The sequence below is a fragment of the Nonomuraea cavernae genome (genome assembly GCF_014646355.1).
Taxonomy (GTDB): domain Bacteria; phylum Actinomycetota; class Actinomycetes; order Streptosporangiales; family Streptosporangiaceae; genus Nonomuraea; species Nonomuraea cavernae.
On sequence record NZ_BMNH01000004.1, the window covers coordinates 1 to 15,247 of the forward strand.

The window sequence follows — 15,247 nt, forward strand, 5'->3', positions numbered from 1 at the left end:
CCTCAATGCCGTTATCTGGCACAACTGGAACATCGGCGCACCCGTGAAACGATCCCTGATCGCCTACGATCACTAAGCCGAATTTCACATCAGCGATCTAGCGGATGCCCTCCCGCCTGAGAGTGGCGGCCAGCTTGCGGGTGTGGTCGATGACCGCGTCGGTGATCTTCTCGACCTCGGCGGGAGGCAGGCTCACCGGCATCGAGCAGCTGATCGCGTCCGTGGCGGGGATGCGGTAGTCGACGGCGACCGCCACGCAGGCCACGCCGGGGGTGCCCTGCTCCCGTTCGTAGGCCCAGCCTCGGGTGCGGACCTGGTCGAGCTCACCGGTCAGCTCGGCCAGGTCGATGATCGTGTGCTCGGTCATGACCGGCATCGGGTCGGGCATGAGGGCGGTGACCTCGTCGTCGGTGAGCTGGGCGAGCAGCGCCTGCCCGAGCGCCGTCACGTGGGCGGGCAGCCGGCGGCCGACCCGGGGGATCACGTGGTGCGCCTCGCGCGACTCGCGGGTGGCCAGGTAGAGGACGTGCGCGTCGTCGCGGCGGGCGAAGTGGGCGGTCTGGCCGGTCTCCGCGCGGAGGTCCTCCAGGGTCTGCTGGGCGAACGGCAGCGCCGGATCCTTGTCGAGGTAGGCCGTGCCGGTCAGCAGGGCGTGCGGGCCGATGCCGAACACGCCTCTGGCCCTGTCGGTCTCCACCCAGTTGAGCTCGACCAGCGTACGCATCAGGGCGTGCAGGCTGCTGCGGGGGAAGCCGGTGCGCTGCTGGAGCTCCGACAGGGTCAGGGGCTCGGGGGAGGTGGCGAGGGCCTCCAGGATGCGTACGGTCCGCTCGGCGGACTTGACCAGCTGCCGCTCCATGATCGCCCCATCTAGCCGACAACTCCGAAATGTCAGGATAGAGGATGGCGTCCAGATATCTGGACGCCATCGTTCGCGCTCAACGATCTGGGCGGCAGCCGGTCAGGGGCCGCGCCTCCGGCGAGGTTCCTGTCGGCGGTCACGCTCCCAGTGTGCAACCGGTTGTAGGACATCCGAGTATGAGCAAAAACGTTAACCGCGTCCCGCTGGCTGCTGTGCGCATCTGAACAGGGATTTCTTGGTTAACGATATATCGGTAACGGGTTTGTAACGCCTGCAAAGGGTTGACGGAACTTTCGCGTCCCCTATAGGAAGGCGCTATCCGATCCCGCCGCGCCGGGCAGGCCCTGGAATGAGGGATGTATGCATCCATGTCCGACTCAGTCTCCGTAACGCCGGAACGCGCGCCCGTGGCCCAGCCGCCTCCGCAACCGCCCGGGAGGCGGCGTCGCGTCAGACAGGTGAACGTTCACAGGAGGCGCGAGGCCCGCACCGCCTACGTCTTCCTCGCGCCCTGGTTCATCGGCCTGTTCGTGATCACCGTCGGCCCGATCCTGGCCTCGCTGTACCTGTCGTTCACCGACTACAGCCTGCTGGAGCCGGCGACGTTGGTCGGGCTGGACAACTACGACAAGATGTTCACCGAGGACGATCGGTTCCTCGCCTCCCTGAAGGTGACCACGATCTACGTGGTCGTGTCGGTGCCGCTCCAGCTGGCCTTCGCCCTGGCACTGGCACTGGCGCTGGACCGGGGGCTGCGCGGCCTGCCGTTCTACCGCTCGGTCTACTACCTGCCCTCGCTGCTCGGCGGCAGCGTCGCCATCGCCATCCTGTGGCGCAAGATCTTCGGCACCGAGGGCCTGGTCAACTCGCTGCTGGGGCTGTTCGGCATCGAGGGCACGGGCTGGGTGTCAGACCCCGACACCGCGCTCGGCACGCTGATCATCCTGCACGTGTGGACGTTCGGGGCGCCCATGGTGATCTTCCTGGCCGGGCTGCGGCAGATCCCGCAGAGCTACTACGAGGCCGCGGCGGTCGACGGGGCCAGCAGGATCCGTCAGTTCTGGTCGATCACGCTGCCCCTGCTGACTCCGATCATCTTCTTCAATCTCGTGCTCGAAGTGATCAAGTCGTTCCAGTCGTTCACCCAGTCGTTCATCGTCAGCGGCGGCTCCGGAGGGCCGGCCGACTCCACGCTCTTCTACACGCTCTACCTCTACCTGAAGGGCTTCAAGAGCTACGAGATGGGCTACGCGGCCGCCATGGCGTGGGTCCTCCTGCTCCTCATCGCCGGCTTGACCGGCGTGAACTTCATCGCGTCGAAGTATTGGGTCTTCTATGGCGACACGAAGTAACGCGGCCCCGTTCCTGTTCCGCCCGTTACCGCGGGGCGGCCGGCTGCTCAAGCACCTCCTGCTGATCGGGTTCGGCCTGATCATGCTCTATCCGTTGTTCTGGATGGTGTCCAGCTCGCTGAAACCGGAGGAGCTGATCTTCCGGGAGCCGGGCCTGTGGCCGAGTGAGGTCACGCTGGACAACTACGGCGAGGGCTGGACCGCGCTCAAGCACACCTTCGGCTACTACCTCTGGAACTCCGCGGTCATCACCGGCCTGTGCGTGGCGGCCAATCTGGTCGCCTGCTCGCTGGCCGCCTACGCGTTCGCCCGGCTGGACTTCCCGCTGAAGAGGCTCTGGTTCGCGATCATGCTCGGCTCGATCATGCTGCCGCACCACGTGACGGTCGTGCCGCAGTACATCGTCTTCGCCGAGCTCGACTGGATCAACACGATCTGGCCGCTGGTCGTGCCCAAGTTCCTGGCCACGGACGCGTTCTTCATCTTCCTGATGGTGCAGTTCATCCGCACCCTGCCGAGAGAGCTGGACGAGGCCGCCGCCATCGACGGCGCCGGCTACTGGCGGATCTTCCTGCGGGTCATCATCCCGCTGTGCACGCCGGCGCTCGCGACGACCGGCATCTTCACCTTCATCTGGACCTGGAACGACTTCTTCAGCCAGAACCTCTACCTGACCAACAGCGACAACCTCACGGTCGCCGTCGCCCTGCGCCAGTTCCTGGACTCCAGCGGGGAGTCGTCCTGGGGGCCGATGTTCGCGATGTCCATCGTCTCGCTCGGGCCGATCTTCGGGTTCTTCCTGGCCGGACAGAAGTACCTGATCCGTGGCATGGCGACCACCGGTCTCAAGTGATCCTCCACACCCCCCAACTCTCCAAGAGGAGGTAGAGCTGTGAATCCCAGCTCTCGCAAGAAGATGTGGACGGCCGTGGTCGTCTCCGCCGCGCTCATGACCGGGGCCGGCGCCTGCGGCGGCGACGGCGGTGGCGAGGCGGCGGGCGGTGACAAGGTCCGGATCACGTTCGCCTACTGGGGCAGCGACGCCCGGCAGAAGCTCACCGACCAGGTCATCCAGAAGTTCGAGGAGAAGAACCCGACGATCGACGTCGAGGGCGACTTCTCCAACTGGGACAGCTACTACGAGAAGATCGCCACCAAGGTCGCCGCGAACGACGCCCCCGACGTCATGAGCATCGAGATCCGCGGCCTGAGTGAGTACGCGGGCCGTGGCGCGCTGGCCGACCTGTCCGGCAAGGTGCCCGCCGCCGACCTCGACCAGCAGGTCCTCACCAGCGGGCAGATCGACGGCAAACAGTACGCCATCCCCACCGGCGTCAACGCGTTCTCCATGATCGCCAACCCCTCGGTGCTGGAGAAGGCGAAGCAGAAACTGCCCGACGACAGCTCCTGGACCTGGGACCAGTGGATCGGCCTGGCGAAGGACATCTCCGGCGCGGGCGGCGTGACCGGCGCCGAGTACAACCCCAACCCCGCCTGGCTGCAGATCTTCGCAGCCCAGCGCGGCGAGAAGATGTACGACGGCACCAAGATGGGCGTCTCGGCCGAGACGTTGAAGGCCTGGTGGTCGATCCACCAGCGGCTCATCGAGACCAAGGGCTCGCCCGACGCCGCCAAGAGCGCCGAGATCGGCGCGACCGGCCCGGAGCAGTCGCTGCTCGGCACCAACGCCGGCGCGATGGGCATGTGGTGGAGCAACCAGCTCAACGCCCTGTCCAAGTCGTCGGGCCAGGAGCTCACCCTGCTGCGGATGCCCAAGGCGGAGGGCGCGAGCACCAGCGGGATGTTCCTGCAGCCGGCCATGTTCTACACCGCCTCGGCCAAGTCGGAGCATCCGGCCGAAGCCGCCAAGCTGATCGACTTCCTGGTCAACGACCCCGACGCGGCCGGCATCCTGCTGAGCGACCGCGGCCTGCCGACCAACGCCAAGGTGCTCGCCGCGGTGAAGGACAAGCTGCCACCCGTCGACCAGAAGACGCTGGCCTTCGTCGACCAGGTCAAGAGCGAGCTGAGCCCGATCGTCGCCCCGCCGAAGGGCGCGCTCCAGATGGAGGACATCCTGAAGCGCAACACCGAGGAGCTCCTCTTCGGCAAGGTGACCCCGGACCAGGCCGCCCAGAAGTTCCTGGCGGAGGCGAACGCCGCCATCGCGGGCTGACCACCTCCGCCCGGCCGGGGGCCCCGCACGGCTCCCGGCCGCCATCCCGGACTCGGGGAGAGCAGTTGAGCACCAGGTACGCCTTCGTCGGGCTCGGCCACCGTGCCCAGATGTACGTCGACGCGCTGCTGGGCGACTGGCGCGACACCGGGACGATCGTCGCCTTCTGTGACACCAACCAGACCCGCATGGACTACTACGTCGAACGCGTCGGCCGCCCGGTGCCGTGCTTCGCGCCGCACGACTACGGCAAGCTGCTGGAGACGGCCGACGCCGTGGTGGTCTGCACGATCGACGCCACGCACGCCGGCTACGTATGCGCGGCGCTGGACGCCGGGCTGGACGTCATCGTGGAGAAGCCGCTGACCGTCGACGCCGAGAGCTGCGCGGCCATCGCCGAGACGGCCGAGCGTGCCCCGGGCCGGCTGGTCGTGACGTTCAACTACCGCTACTCGCCGCGTAACTCGGCGGTGAAGCGGCTGCTCGGCGACGGGGCGATCGGCGACGTCACGTCCGTGCACTTCGAGTGGCGGCTCGACACCATCCACGGCGCCGACTACTTCCGGCGCTGGCATCGCGACCGCGCCAGCTCGGGCGGGCTGCTGGTGCACAAGTCCACTCACCACTTCGACCTGGTCAACTGGTGGCTCGGCGCGGTGCCGGAGCTGGTCTTCGCGCAGACGGAGCTGCGCTTCTACGGCCAGGCGCTGCCCCGGGGGCCGCGTCCGGCGCGCGGCCAGGGTGCGCCGGGCCTCGGTACGGACCCGTTCATCCTGGACATCTCCGCCGACGAACGGTTGCAGCGGCTCTACCTGGACGCCGAGCACGAGGACGGCTACCTCCGTGACCAGGACGTCTTCGGCCCCGGCGTGACCATCGACGACACCATGGCGGTCCTCGTCCGTTACGCGAACCGGGCCACGCTCACCTACTCGCTCACCGCGTACGCGCCGTCCGAGGGGTATCGGGTCGTGTTCAACGGCACCGAGGGACGCGTCGAGCTGGAGGTGTGCGAGCGGCCCTGGACCCCGCCGCATGCCGCCGTGGACCCGAGCGCGGCGAGCAAGGAGCACGTGACCGGTTCCTGGGAGCGGCTCACCCTGCACCGTCACTGGCACCCGCCGGAGGAGGTGCCGATCGAGCAGGGGGGCGGCGGCCACGGAGGCGGCGACCGGCTCCTGCTCGACGACGTCTTCCGCGGTCCCGGCGACGACCCTCTCGGCCGCCCGGCCGGTTACCGCGACGGCATCCGGAGCGTCCTGGTCGGCGTGGCGGCCAACCGCTCGGCCGCCACCGGCCGCCCCGTCCGCCTCACCGCCGACGGCACCCGCCTGACCGGCACGTGAGCCGCGCCGGCGGCGGAAGCGCCCATCGGCTCGCCGGAGGGCCGCGCGATCCAGCGGTCACGCACCGGGCCGGCCGCCGAGCCGGGCCGGTGGCGGGCTCAGAGCTCGGCGGCCAGGGCAGCGGCCTGCTCGGCGGACAGGCGGCCGTCGGCCACCGCCACCGCGACGCCGCGGGACAGCTCGGCCCCGAACTCCAGCGGCGTGTCCCAGGCCAGGGCGGTGCCGACCCCCGGATACTCGGCGACCCGGACGAACCACGGGTCGCCCGAGTCCTGGGCGAAGACGCGGTCCTGGGCGAAGACGAGCGTCCAGTCGTCGGACGCCAGCGCCAGCCAGGGCGCCCGGGAGCCGTGGACGCGTGACTCCCCCTCGGCCGAGGCGGTGAACACGCGCACCCGGCGGGAGGCGACGGGCGCGCGCCAGAAGAAACCGCCGTATCCGGCGCCCGCCCGGCCCTTGGTGGCCGAGCTCCGCACGGTCAGCGGCCGGCCGGTGAGGTTGCGCAGGGTGAAGGCGAACCGCAGCGCCCAGCCGCGCGACAGCGGCGCGGCCCGGACGGTCCGTTCCTCCCGGACGAGCGGTTTCTCGCCCGGCCGCTCCCACAGCAGCGTCTCGGTGAACCCCGTGGCGTCGCGCCCGGCGAACGACACGTGCCGCTGCACGCCGTGGTCGTCGAGCCAGGTGGGGCCCTGATCGCGGACGTACGTGCGACCGCCCCAGAAGTTGCGGCCGCCCAGGTCGGTCACGGCGAGGCCCGCGCCGAGGTGATGCGGATGGTCTTCGGGCCGCTCCTCGGTCACCACCACGCCGCCGAGGGTCCGTACCGGATGCAGGTAGGGGCGGGGCGCGGCGGTGAGCGGCAGCTCCGGGCGGGTGACGTACTCCGCGACGACCGCGCCCGAGACGGCGAGCGGCACCGCCCAGCTCACCCCGAGCTCGGAGAAGAGAGCCAGCCGGTCGGCGCAGGCGCCGACGACGCCCGCGATGCCGGGCAGCACGGGGCCGTCACCGGAGCGGTCCTGGTGGTCCTCGGCGATCGGCAGCGGGTCGGGCGCCAGCCTGATGGCCTCCATGACCCGCATGAACCCGCCCGTCCGCTGGATCGGCACGAGCAGACCGGCGCCCGAGCGGACGTGCTCGACCAGGTTCTCCAGCAGGTCGGTCCGCTCGTAGCGGCGCACCGGCCCGTCGTCCACCTGGACCTCGTCCGTCGTGTACGTGAGCCTGATCCGCCCCCGCTCACCGTGGACCAGCACGTATGGTTCGTCCCGCTCGGCCGCGCAGAGGGTCACGGCGGCCACGATCGGCAGGCCGCTCACCGTGATGATCCGGACGGCCGACGTGTCGTCCGACTCGATGGCGTTGGCGTGGAACAGCTCGGCCTCCACCGACGCGATGGCGTCCCGGTCCTCGGCTCCCGCCACGGCCAGCGCGGTCGCCAGGGCGTGCGCGAACGGGTTGGTGAGCGCGCCGTCCACCACGTCGGCGCCGTCCAGCCGGCGCCGGCCCGACCAGGCGCTCCGGGTGAAGTAGGAGGCGGGCCGCGGCCACGAGCCGGCCACCCCGACGCCGGTGACGCGGCCGATCGCGCCGCTCGCGACCAGCTCGCGCACCGCCGGGACGGCCGCCGAGCCGAGGCTCTGGAACCCCACCTGGCAGGCGAGCCCGGCCTTGGCGGCGGCCCGCTCCATCCGGTCGAAGTCGGCCAGCGTGGCCGCCGTCGGCTTCTCCACCAGCACGTGCGCGCCCGCGTCGAGCGCGGCCAGCGCGAGCTCGGCGTGCGTCGGGATCGGGGTGGCGAGGATCGCGATCCGCGCGCCGGTCCGTGCGAGCAGGCCGGCCAGGTCGGCGGAGAACTCCGGCGTGCCGAGCCCGGCCAGCGACGCCGGGTCGACCGGCCGCACGTCGCAGATCCCGGCGAGCTCGATGTCGGGGGCCAGCCGCCGCAGCCGGTCCAGGTAGTGGGAGCCGTAGCCGTGGGCCCCGGCCAGCACGACACGCGTCGTCACCTGGTCACCTCTCTCAGCGCCTCTCTCGTCGTCAGGGTTCTGTGGTCAGGGCTCTTGTCGTGAGGGCTCTTGTCGTGAGGGCTCGTCGCTCCAGTGGAACCCGAGGCCCCGGTGCTCTCCGGCTCGCAGCTCCGCGCCGCGGACCTGGACGGGGTACGGCTCGGCCAGCAGGCCGAGGGCCGCGAACGAGGCGTCCTCCACCTCCTCGGCCAGGCACGGCAGCGGCAGCGCCAGCGCGAGCTGCCCGGACAGATCGGGCAGCAGGTGCGGATGGACCGGCACGTCGAAGGCCCGGGCCAGCTCGGCGATGCGCAGGAACGGGGTGATCCCGCCCACCCTGACCACGTTGGGCTGCACCACGTCGCACGCGCCCGCCACCAGCAGGTCGCGGAAGCCGTAGACGGTGTAGACGTTCTCGCCGACCGCGAGGGGCACGCCGGTCGCCCGCCGCAGCTCGACGTGCGCGGCGACGTCGTCGGCGGGCAGCGGCTCCTCCAGCCAGTGCGGGTCGTAGGGGGCGAGGGCCTCGGCGGCGCGGCGGGCGCGGTGCAGGTCCCAGCGCTGGTTGGCGTCGATCATCAGCAGCGTCTCCGGCCCGATCACCTCGCGGACCGCCGCCACCCGCTCGACGTCCTCGCGCAGGGCGGGCCGGCCCACCTTGATCTTGACCGCCGGGTAGCCGGCCGCCTTCCACCGCCCGGCCTGCGCGACCAGCTCCTCCAGCGAGTAGTGCAGGTTCACGCCGCTTCCGTAGACCGGCACGCTGTCCCTGCGCCTGCCCAGCACCTCGACCAGTCCGCGTTCGCCGCAGCGCAGGTCCCACAGGGCGAGATCGAGCCCGGCCAGCGCGATCGTGGTGACGCCGCCGGCCCCGGCCTCGCGCAGGTGCCGCCAGAGCAGGTCCCACACCACCTCCGGGTGCGGATCGAGGCCGATGACGGCCTCCCGGATGTCGTGCTCCAGCAGCGCGTGTACGGCCCGCGCCCCGATCCGCGGCGTCCAGGAGAACCCGGTGCCCGTCCGGCCGTCGTCCAGGGTCACCTCGACGACCAGGACGTGGTTGGCGGGTACGTCGGGCCCCCACGGGCGGGGCAGCGTGGCCGTGCGCGACCGTACCGTGAGGTCACGAATCACGGGCACCCGCCAGCGTCCGCCCGTGCGCGATCAACGCCTCCAGCTCGGCCACGTGCTCGGCCGTGGGATCCACCAGCGGCGGCCGGACCGGCCCGGTGTCCAGGCCGCCCAGCCGCACCCCGGCCTTGACCAGGGACACCGCGTAGCCGGGGACCTTCGAGCGCAGCCGTACCAGCGGCTCGTAGAACTCGGTGAGCAGATCGGCGGCGCCGTCGCGGAAGGCGGTGGCGATCTCCGGAGCGAAGGCGAAGACCGCGGAGGAGTAGAGCTCCACCCCGATGCCGCGGTAGGCCCCCATGGTCAGCTCGGCCGTCGGCAGCCCGTTGAAGAACCGGAAACCGTTGCCGACCTCGCGGCGCACGGCCAGCACGGTGCGCTGGATCAGGTCGATGTCGCCCACGCCGTCCTTCAGGCCGATCACACCCGGGATCCGGGCCAGCTCCACCACCCGCTCGGGCGAGAGCACCACCGCCCCGCGCTGGTAGACGATGAGCGGCAGGATCTCCGCGACCGCCCGCACGTAGGCGGCGAATCCCTCCTCGGTGCCCGTCGACAGGTACGGCGGCATGAGCAGCAGCCCGTCGGCCCCGGCCTCGCGGGCGGCCCTCGCCTGCCGCAGCGCCGTGCCGAACGGCCCGCCCGCCCCCGCGAACACCGGCACCCGCCCCCGTGCCGTCTCGACCGCCACCCGCACCACGGCCGCGTGCTCCGACTCCGACAGGGCGGCGAACTCACCCGTGCCGCAGGCCGCGAACACGCCGCCGGGGCCGTGTTCGAGCCCCCGCCGCAGGTGCTCGGCCAGCACCTTCTCGGCCAGCTCGCCGTCGTTGTCGAAGGGGGTGATGGGGAAGAAGAGGATTCCGCTGAGGTTCATCTGATCTCCAGTTCGCTGCGCCAGCTGCGCTTGGCGGTCCAGCCGAGCATGCGTTCGGCCTTGGCCGAGGTGAAGGCGGGGGAGGTGCCGGTCAGCCGCGCGGCGGTCGCGGCGGTCGCGGGGTTGACCGTGGGAAGCAGCTCCGCCAGGGGCTCACGGGCCAGCGCGTCCGCCGCGCCGGCGAAGAACACCTCGCCGCTGGGCAGCTCGAAGAGCCGCTCGGCCAGTACGGCGATCAGCTCGGAGGCGTCCCGGGCGTCGATGTAGTTGAAGAGCGACGCCCCGGCGATGTCCGGCCGGTCGAGTCGTTCGGCCATCGTGTGACCGGACTGGGTGGGCGCGCCCGCCCACTCCTCGGGGGCCACCACGAAGCACGGCCGCACCGCGGCGAACCGGGTGGCCGAGCCGCGCGCGAACGCCGCCATGGTCTGCTCGGCGGTGAGCTTCGACAGGCTGTAGGAGTTCCACGGCTCGGTGGGGTGCTCCTCGTCGATCGGCAGGTAGCGGGGCCGCCAGCCGCCGGGGGCGCCGTAGCCGATGACGGTCGGGCTGCTGGCCACCACGACTCTGCCGACGCCGAGGTTGCTCGCCGCCGCGCACACGTTGAAGGCGAGTTGCGTGTTGGTGCGGAAGGTCAGGCCGTCGGTCCGGCTGAACGGGGTCGCGATCGCGGCCAGATGCACGACGACGTCGGGCCGGAAGCGCGCCATGACGTCGTGGGTCTCGCCCAGGTCGGTCAGGTCGGCCGGCAGCGTGACGGCCGCCTCGTCGGGGGTGCCGGAGCCGACGTCGACGCCGACGACCTCGTGGCCCGTCCGCGCCAGGGTGGCGACCACACTGCGCCCGAGTCGGCCGGCGCTGCCGGTCACCAGTGTTCGTGTCATCGGGTCTTCCACCACTCCTGGGATCTTGCAGCAACCGGTTGCAAAAAGTATTGAGGTTCGGCTTCGAAAACGTCAAGCAGTGAGACCGTCACCAGAGCACGACGAGTGGTCACATGAGGGATAGGATGCGAGGCAGGGCGGGTCGATCGTCGATTGACAACGATACAAACGCTTGCACTAAAGTACAGGTCATGGTCGGAGGAGGCCCAGCGTGGCGGTGACGATTCGCGACGTGGCCCGGGTGTCCGGAGTGCACGTCTCCACGGTGTCACGCGCCTTCTCCGCGCCCCACCTGGTCAACCCCGAGACCCGGGTCAGAGTGCTCGCCGTCGCCGACGACCTGGGTTACCGGCCCAACCGGGCGGCCCGGGCGCTGACCACCGGCCGCACCCACAACCTCGGCCTCATCGTGGCCGACATCGCCAACCCGTTCTTCCCGCCCCTCATCAAGGCGGCGCAGGCGCAGGCCAGACTACGCGACTACCACGTGTTCGTGGCCGACACCGATGAGGACCCCAAGGTCGAGGAAGAGCTGATCCAGACCCTCACCAAGCAGGTCGACGGCGTGCTGCTGTGCAGCCCCCGCCTCACCAACCGCACCATCGAGCGGCTGCGCCAGGAGGTGCCGTTCGTCCTGGTCAACCGCCGGGTCAAGGGGATGGCCACGGTCCTGATGGACGTGGGGCGGGGGGCGCGGCTCGCCGTCGAGCACCTCACCGGGCTCGGCCACCGCCGGCTCGCCCTGGTCACCGGCCCCAGCGGGTCGTGGACCAGCAAGGAGATGCAGGAGGCGGCCGCCGCGATGAGCGAGGTCGACGTCGCCTTCCTCGGCCCCAATCCGCCGACCGAGCAGGGCGGCCGGGCCGCCGCCGCCGAGGTGATCGCCTCCGGCGCGACCGGCGTGCTCGCCTACAACGACCTGGTCGCCATCGGCCTCATCGAGGGGCTCGCCGAGCGCGGCGTGCACGTGCCCGGCGACATCAGCGTGATCGGCGTCGACGACATCGTGGCCGGACGCCTCGGCCGGCCGAAGCTGACCACCATCGCCATGCCGACCGCCACCGCCGGGCGCATCGCCGTCGACATGCTCCTCCAGTCGGTCGATTCCGAGGTGGCCACCGGGGTAACGATGCTGGAGACCGCGCTGATCATCCGCGAATCCACGGGAGAGGCACACTCATGACGTTCGGAACCATGCCGTCGGGAGAGCGCGTGGAGCGCTTCGAGTTGTCCTCCGGGCCGTTGCGGGCCGCCGTGCTCAGCTACGGCGCCGTCCTCCAGACACTGGAGGTGTACGGCCTCAACGTCGTCCTCGGGCTCGACACGCTCGACGACTACCTGACCCGCAGCCGCTACTTCGGAGCCGTCGCCGGCAGATACGCCAACCGCATCGCGGGCGGCCGCTTCGCCCTCGACGGCACCGAATACCAGGTGCCGGTCAACGACGGCCCCAACAGCCTCCACGGCGGAGTCCACGGCTTCGACAGCAAGGTGTGGACCGTCGCCGACGTCACCGGCTCGTCCATCACGCTCACCCTCACCAGCCCCGACGGCGACCAGGGCTATCCGGGCACCCTCAACGCCTCGGTCACCTACACGCTCGAGGCCGAGGCGATCCGCCTCGACTACACCGCCGAGACCGACGCGCCGACCGTGCTCAACCTGACCAATCACTCCTACTTCAACCTGGCCGGCCGCGGCGACGTGCTCGGCCATGTGGTCCGCATCGACGCCGAGCACTACCTGCCCGTCGACGCGGTCAAGATCCCCACGGGCGAGCTCGCGCCGGTCAAGGGCACGCCGTTCGACTTCACCGAGCCGCACGCCATCGGCGAGCGGCAGGGCGGCGCCTACGACCACTGCTTCGTCCTCGACGGTGGCGTCACGGTGGTCGAGCCCGAGACCGGCCGCACCATGGAGGTCACCACCACCGAGCCGGGCGTGCAGTTCTACGCGGGCGGCATGCTCGACCCGGCCGCCACGCCCTACGGCCCGCACGCGGGGCTCTGCCTGGAGACCCAGCACTTCCCCGACTCGCCCAACCAGCCCGGCTTCCCGTCGACCGTGCTGCGGCCGGGCGAGCGCTTCACCTCCAGCACCACCTACCGGTTCACCGGCTGACCGGCGCGCAGCGTCGCCGTGGCCCGGAGCACCAGCAGGGCCACGTCGTCGCCGACCGGCTCCGGGCCGAACGAGTCGACCGCCTGTCGCACCCGCTCCGCGACGGCGTGCGCGCTCAGCCCCGTACAACCCGACAGCAGCCGGGCCAGCCCGTCGTCGTCGTCGAGCAGCCGGTCGCCGTCGCGCCGCTCGGTCACCCCGTCGGTCACGCACAGCAGCACCTCACCGGGCGCCAGCTCGAACGTCTCCACGAAGAACCTGGCCTCGTACTCGATGCCGAGCAGTAGCTGCGGGCTGGCCACGGCCCGCACCTCGCCGTCCGCGCGCAGCAGCAGGGGCGGCGGATGCCCCGCCGAGGCGATCGTGCACAGCGCCCCGCCCTGCGGCAGCGGGGTGAGCTCGCCGCACAGCAGGCTGAGGAAACGTCCCTCCTCGTTCTCCTCCAGCAGCGTCTCGTTCAGCCGGTGCAGGATGTCGGCCACCGTGTAGTGCTCCTTGGCGAGCAGGCGTACGGCATGGCGGGCCAGCCCCGTGACGGCCGCAGCCTCCGGGCCGCTGCCGCACACGTCGCCCAGCGCGAAGCACCAGTGGTCGCCCACCGTGAACAGGTCGTAGAAGTCGCCGCCCACGTCGGCGCCCTCCTCGGCGGGCTCGTACACGACGGCCGACTCCAGGCCCGGCATGGTGGCCACGCCCATCGGCAGCAGGCTGCGCTGCAGCACCCGCGAGGTGGTCGCCTGCCGGGTGTAGAGCATGGCCGTGTGCAGGTTGAGCGCGACCAGCCGGCACAGGTCGGCCAGCAGGTCGGCCACCTCCAGCGGGAGCGTCGGCTCGACCCGTCCGATCACCAGCGCGCCGTGCGACCGGCCCTGGATGAGCAGGGGGAACGACAGCACGCTCTCCGCGCCGACCGGCCAGCTGATCTCGCCCAGCGTCGCCTGCGGGACGGACGGCAGCGACGTGCGCAGCGCGGCGTTGTGCCGCTCCTCGGTGTGCCAGACGTGCGCCAGCCTGGTCATGCCCGTCAGGTCGGTCAGGTAGACCGCCGCCCAGTTGGCGATCTTGGGCACGACCAGCTGGGCCGTCAGCGCCGCGATCAGCTCCTCGTCGTGCACGCCCGCCAGCAGCTCGCCCGCCTCGGCCAGGAACGAGAGCCGGCCCCGGTGGGCGCGCTCCTGCTCGGCGGTCCGCTCGCGCTGCACGGTCACCGCCACCTGGTCGGCGATGTGCTGCAGGCTGACCGTGAGCTCCTGGTCGAACCTGCCCGGCTCGGCGGCCGCCGCCACCAGATAGCCGATCACCTCGCCTGACACGCGCAGCGGCGCGCACACCAGCGACCTGGCCCGCAGCTGCTCGGCCAGGGCCACGTCTCCGGCCAGCAGGTCGTCGACGACCGCGGGCGCCGTGCGGTCCACGCCGAACAGCCCCGCCGCCACCAGCCCGACCAGCCCCGCCGTCGCGCCCGCCCCGGCCGCGACACCGAACCGGTTGCCGCTCTCACCGCGCAGCAGCACGTACGAGGCGTCGCCGCCGCTGGACGTGTGGACGATCTGGGCGATGGTGTCGAGGACCTCGGCGAGCGGCCGGTCGCGGTCGAGCAGGTCCTTGATGCGCCTGCCCGGCTCCCGCCTGAGCGGTGCCGGCGGGCCGGCCAGGACGTACCTGTGGTCGTTGGCCACCACCATCCAGATCGCCCGGCGGTCCCTGGCGCGGCCCTCCGTGCGTAGATGGGAGATGTAGACCGGGACCAACCGGCCATCGCGGTGGCGCATCCGGGACTCGCCGCGCCAGCGGCCGAGGTTGAGCGTGTCGGCCAGCGACAGCGAGTAGGAGCCGTGCCCGCGCCAGGCGACCAGCTCCGCCAGCGGCCTGCCCGTGGCCTGCTCGGACGGCCAGCCGAGCAGTGCCTCGGCTTCGGGATTCCAGGAGACCACGCGCCCGTCGAAGTCGGCCACGATGACCCCGACGTGCAGGGTCTCGACGGGCGCGGCGGCCGCCGCCGGCGCCGCGGCCGGAGTGCCCAGCGCGACCTCGTGGGCGCCCGATCCGTCGGCGAACTCCATGCGGACCCACACCCGTTTGGCGGTGCCGGAGTAGGTGACGCCCCACGCGTCGGCGAGCAGGCCGGCCAGCGCGAGCCCGCGCCCGGAGGTGGCCATGGCGTCGCCGGGCGGCGAGCCGGTCGCCGGGATGGTCCGCGTGGGGTGGTGGTCGTCTACCTCGATCTCCAGCCTCGGCGGCGCGGCGTGCGCGTCCAGGCGGCAGGTCAGCTCGATGCCGGTGCCCGCGTGCACCACCGCGTTGGTGACGAGCTCGCTGGTCAGCAGCACGGCGTCCTCGGCCAGGTGGCCCAGGTGCCACTCGCCGAGCACCTGGCGGACGAAGCGGCGGGCGGCCGCCGGGGCATGGGGCGTGCCGTCGAAGCCCGTGCTCGACACGCGGGTGGTATCCACTATCCGTCCTAGAACATCACTCGATGTGGCAGTTCG

Annotated in this window: 12 protein-coding genes; 6 read left to right on the forward strand and 6 right to left on the reverse strand. The window is 71.3% G+C overall.

The annotated features are described in order from the left end of the window. Positions 1-97: 97 nt before the first annotated feature. The gene (locus IEY82_RS09260; protein ID WP_189123622.1) at positions 98-859 is read right to left on the reverse strand and encodes an IclR family transcriptional regulator; all 762 of its coding nucleotides are present in this window, start codon (positions 857-859) and stop codon (positions 98-100) included. A 371-nt stretch (positions 860-1,230) separates the two neighbouring features. Between IEY82_RS09260 and IEY82_RS09265 the strand changes: the two genes are divergently transcribed. From IEY82_RS09265 to IEY82_RS09280, 4 genes are all read left to right on the forward strand, one after another. Then, a complete protein-coding gene (locus IEY82_RS09265; protein WP_189123623.1) occupies positions 1,231-2,214 on the forward strand; it encodes a carbohydrate ABC transporter permease in 984 nt (327 codons plus the stop codon). Next, positions 2,198-3,067: a carbohydrate ABC transporter permease gene (locus tag IEY82_RS09270; protein WP_189123624.1), complete on the forward strand. Its 870-nt coding sequence runs from the start codon at positions 2,198-2,200 to the stop codon at positions 3,065-3,067. Before IEY82_RS09265 ends, IEY82_RS09270 begins: the two co-directional genes overlap by 17 nt. Before the next feature lie 39 nt (positions 3,068-3,106). Then, positions 3,107-4,390 carry an ABC transporter substrate-binding protein gene (locus tag IEY82_RS09275; protein WP_189123625.1) on the forward strand — a complete coding sequence of 428 codons (1,284 nt, stop codon included), beginning with the start codon at positions 3,107-3,109 and terminating at the stop codon, positions 4,388-4,390. A gap of 65 nt (positions 4,391-4,455) precedes the next feature. Further along, positions 4,456-5,736 (forward strand): Gfo/Idh/MocA family protein, encoded by a 1,281-nt coding sequence (locus tag IEY82_RS09280; protein ID WP_189123626.1) that lies wholly within the window; start codon positions 4,456-4,458, stop codon positions 5,734-5,736. Between the two features lie 98 nt (positions 5,737-5,834). Here IEY82_RS09280 and IEY82_RS09285 read toward each other — a convergent pair whose 3' ends face one another. From IEY82_RS09285 to IEY82_RS09300, 4 genes are read right to left on the reverse strand one after another with little or no spacing between them, the layout of a single operon-like run. Continuing rightward, positions 5,835-7,745 (reverse strand): DUF6807 family protein, encoded by a 1,911-nt coding sequence (locus tag IEY82_RS09285; protein WP_189123627.1) that lies wholly within the window; start codon positions 7,743-7,745, stop codon positions 5,835-5,837. Between the two features lie 45 nt (positions 7,746-7,790). After that, positions 7,791-8,876 carry a mandelate racemase/muconate lactonizing enzyme family protein gene (locus IEY82_RS09290; RefSeq protein WP_372459697.1) on the reverse strand — a complete coding sequence of 362 codons (1,086 nt, stop codon included), beginning with the start codon at positions 8,874-8,876 and terminating at the stop codon, positions 7,791-7,793. Continuing rightward, the gene (locus IEY82_RS09295; protein WP_189123628.1) at positions 8,869-9,753 is read right to left on the reverse strand and encodes a 5-dehydro-4-deoxyglucarate dehydratase; all 885 of its coding nucleotides are present in this window, start codon (positions 9,751-9,753) and stop codon (positions 8,869-8,871) included. The genes IEY82_RS09290 and IEY82_RS09295 overlap by 8 nt, the downstream gene beginning before the upstream one ends. Then, the gene (locus tag IEY82_RS09300; RefSeq protein ID WP_189123629.1) at positions 9,750-10,637 is read right to left on the reverse strand and encodes an NAD-dependent epimerase/dehydratase family protein; all 888 of its coding nucleotides are present in this window, start codon (positions 10,635-10,637) and stop codon (positions 9,750-9,752) included. Before IEY82_RS09300 ends, IEY82_RS09295 begins: the two co-directional genes overlap by 4 nt. A 211-nt stretch (positions 10,638-10,848) precedes the next feature. Between IEY82_RS09300 and IEY82_RS09305 the strand changes: the two genes are divergently transcribed. Both IEY82_RS09305 and IEY82_RS09310 read left to right on the forward strand, forming a co-directional pair. Continuing rightward, positions 10,849-11,820, forward strand: a complete 972-nt coding sequence (locus tag IEY82_RS09305) for a LacI family DNA-binding transcriptional regulator (protein ID WP_189123630.1) — start codon at positions 10,849-10,851, stop codon at positions 11,818-11,820. Beyond that, on the forward strand, positions 11,817-12,758 hold the full coding sequence (locus IEY82_RS09310; RefSeq protein ID WP_189123631.1) for an aldose epimerase family protein: 942 nt from the start codon (positions 11,817-11,819) through the stop codon (positions 12,756-12,758). Before IEY82_RS09305 ends, IEY82_RS09310 begins: the two co-directional genes overlap by 4 nt. On the opposite strand, the gene IEY82_RS09315 is transcribed toward IEY82_RS09310, so the two are convergent. Further along, on the reverse strand, positions 12,740-15,211 hold the full coding sequence (locus IEY82_RS09315) for a SpoIIE family protein phosphatase (RefSeq protein WP_189123632.1): 2,472 nt from the start codon (positions 15,209-15,211) through the stop codon (positions 12,740-12,742). The two genes, IEY82_RS09310 and IEY82_RS09315, sit on opposite strands and share 19 nt — an antisense overlap. Positions 15,212-15,247 lie beyond the last annotated feature (36 nt).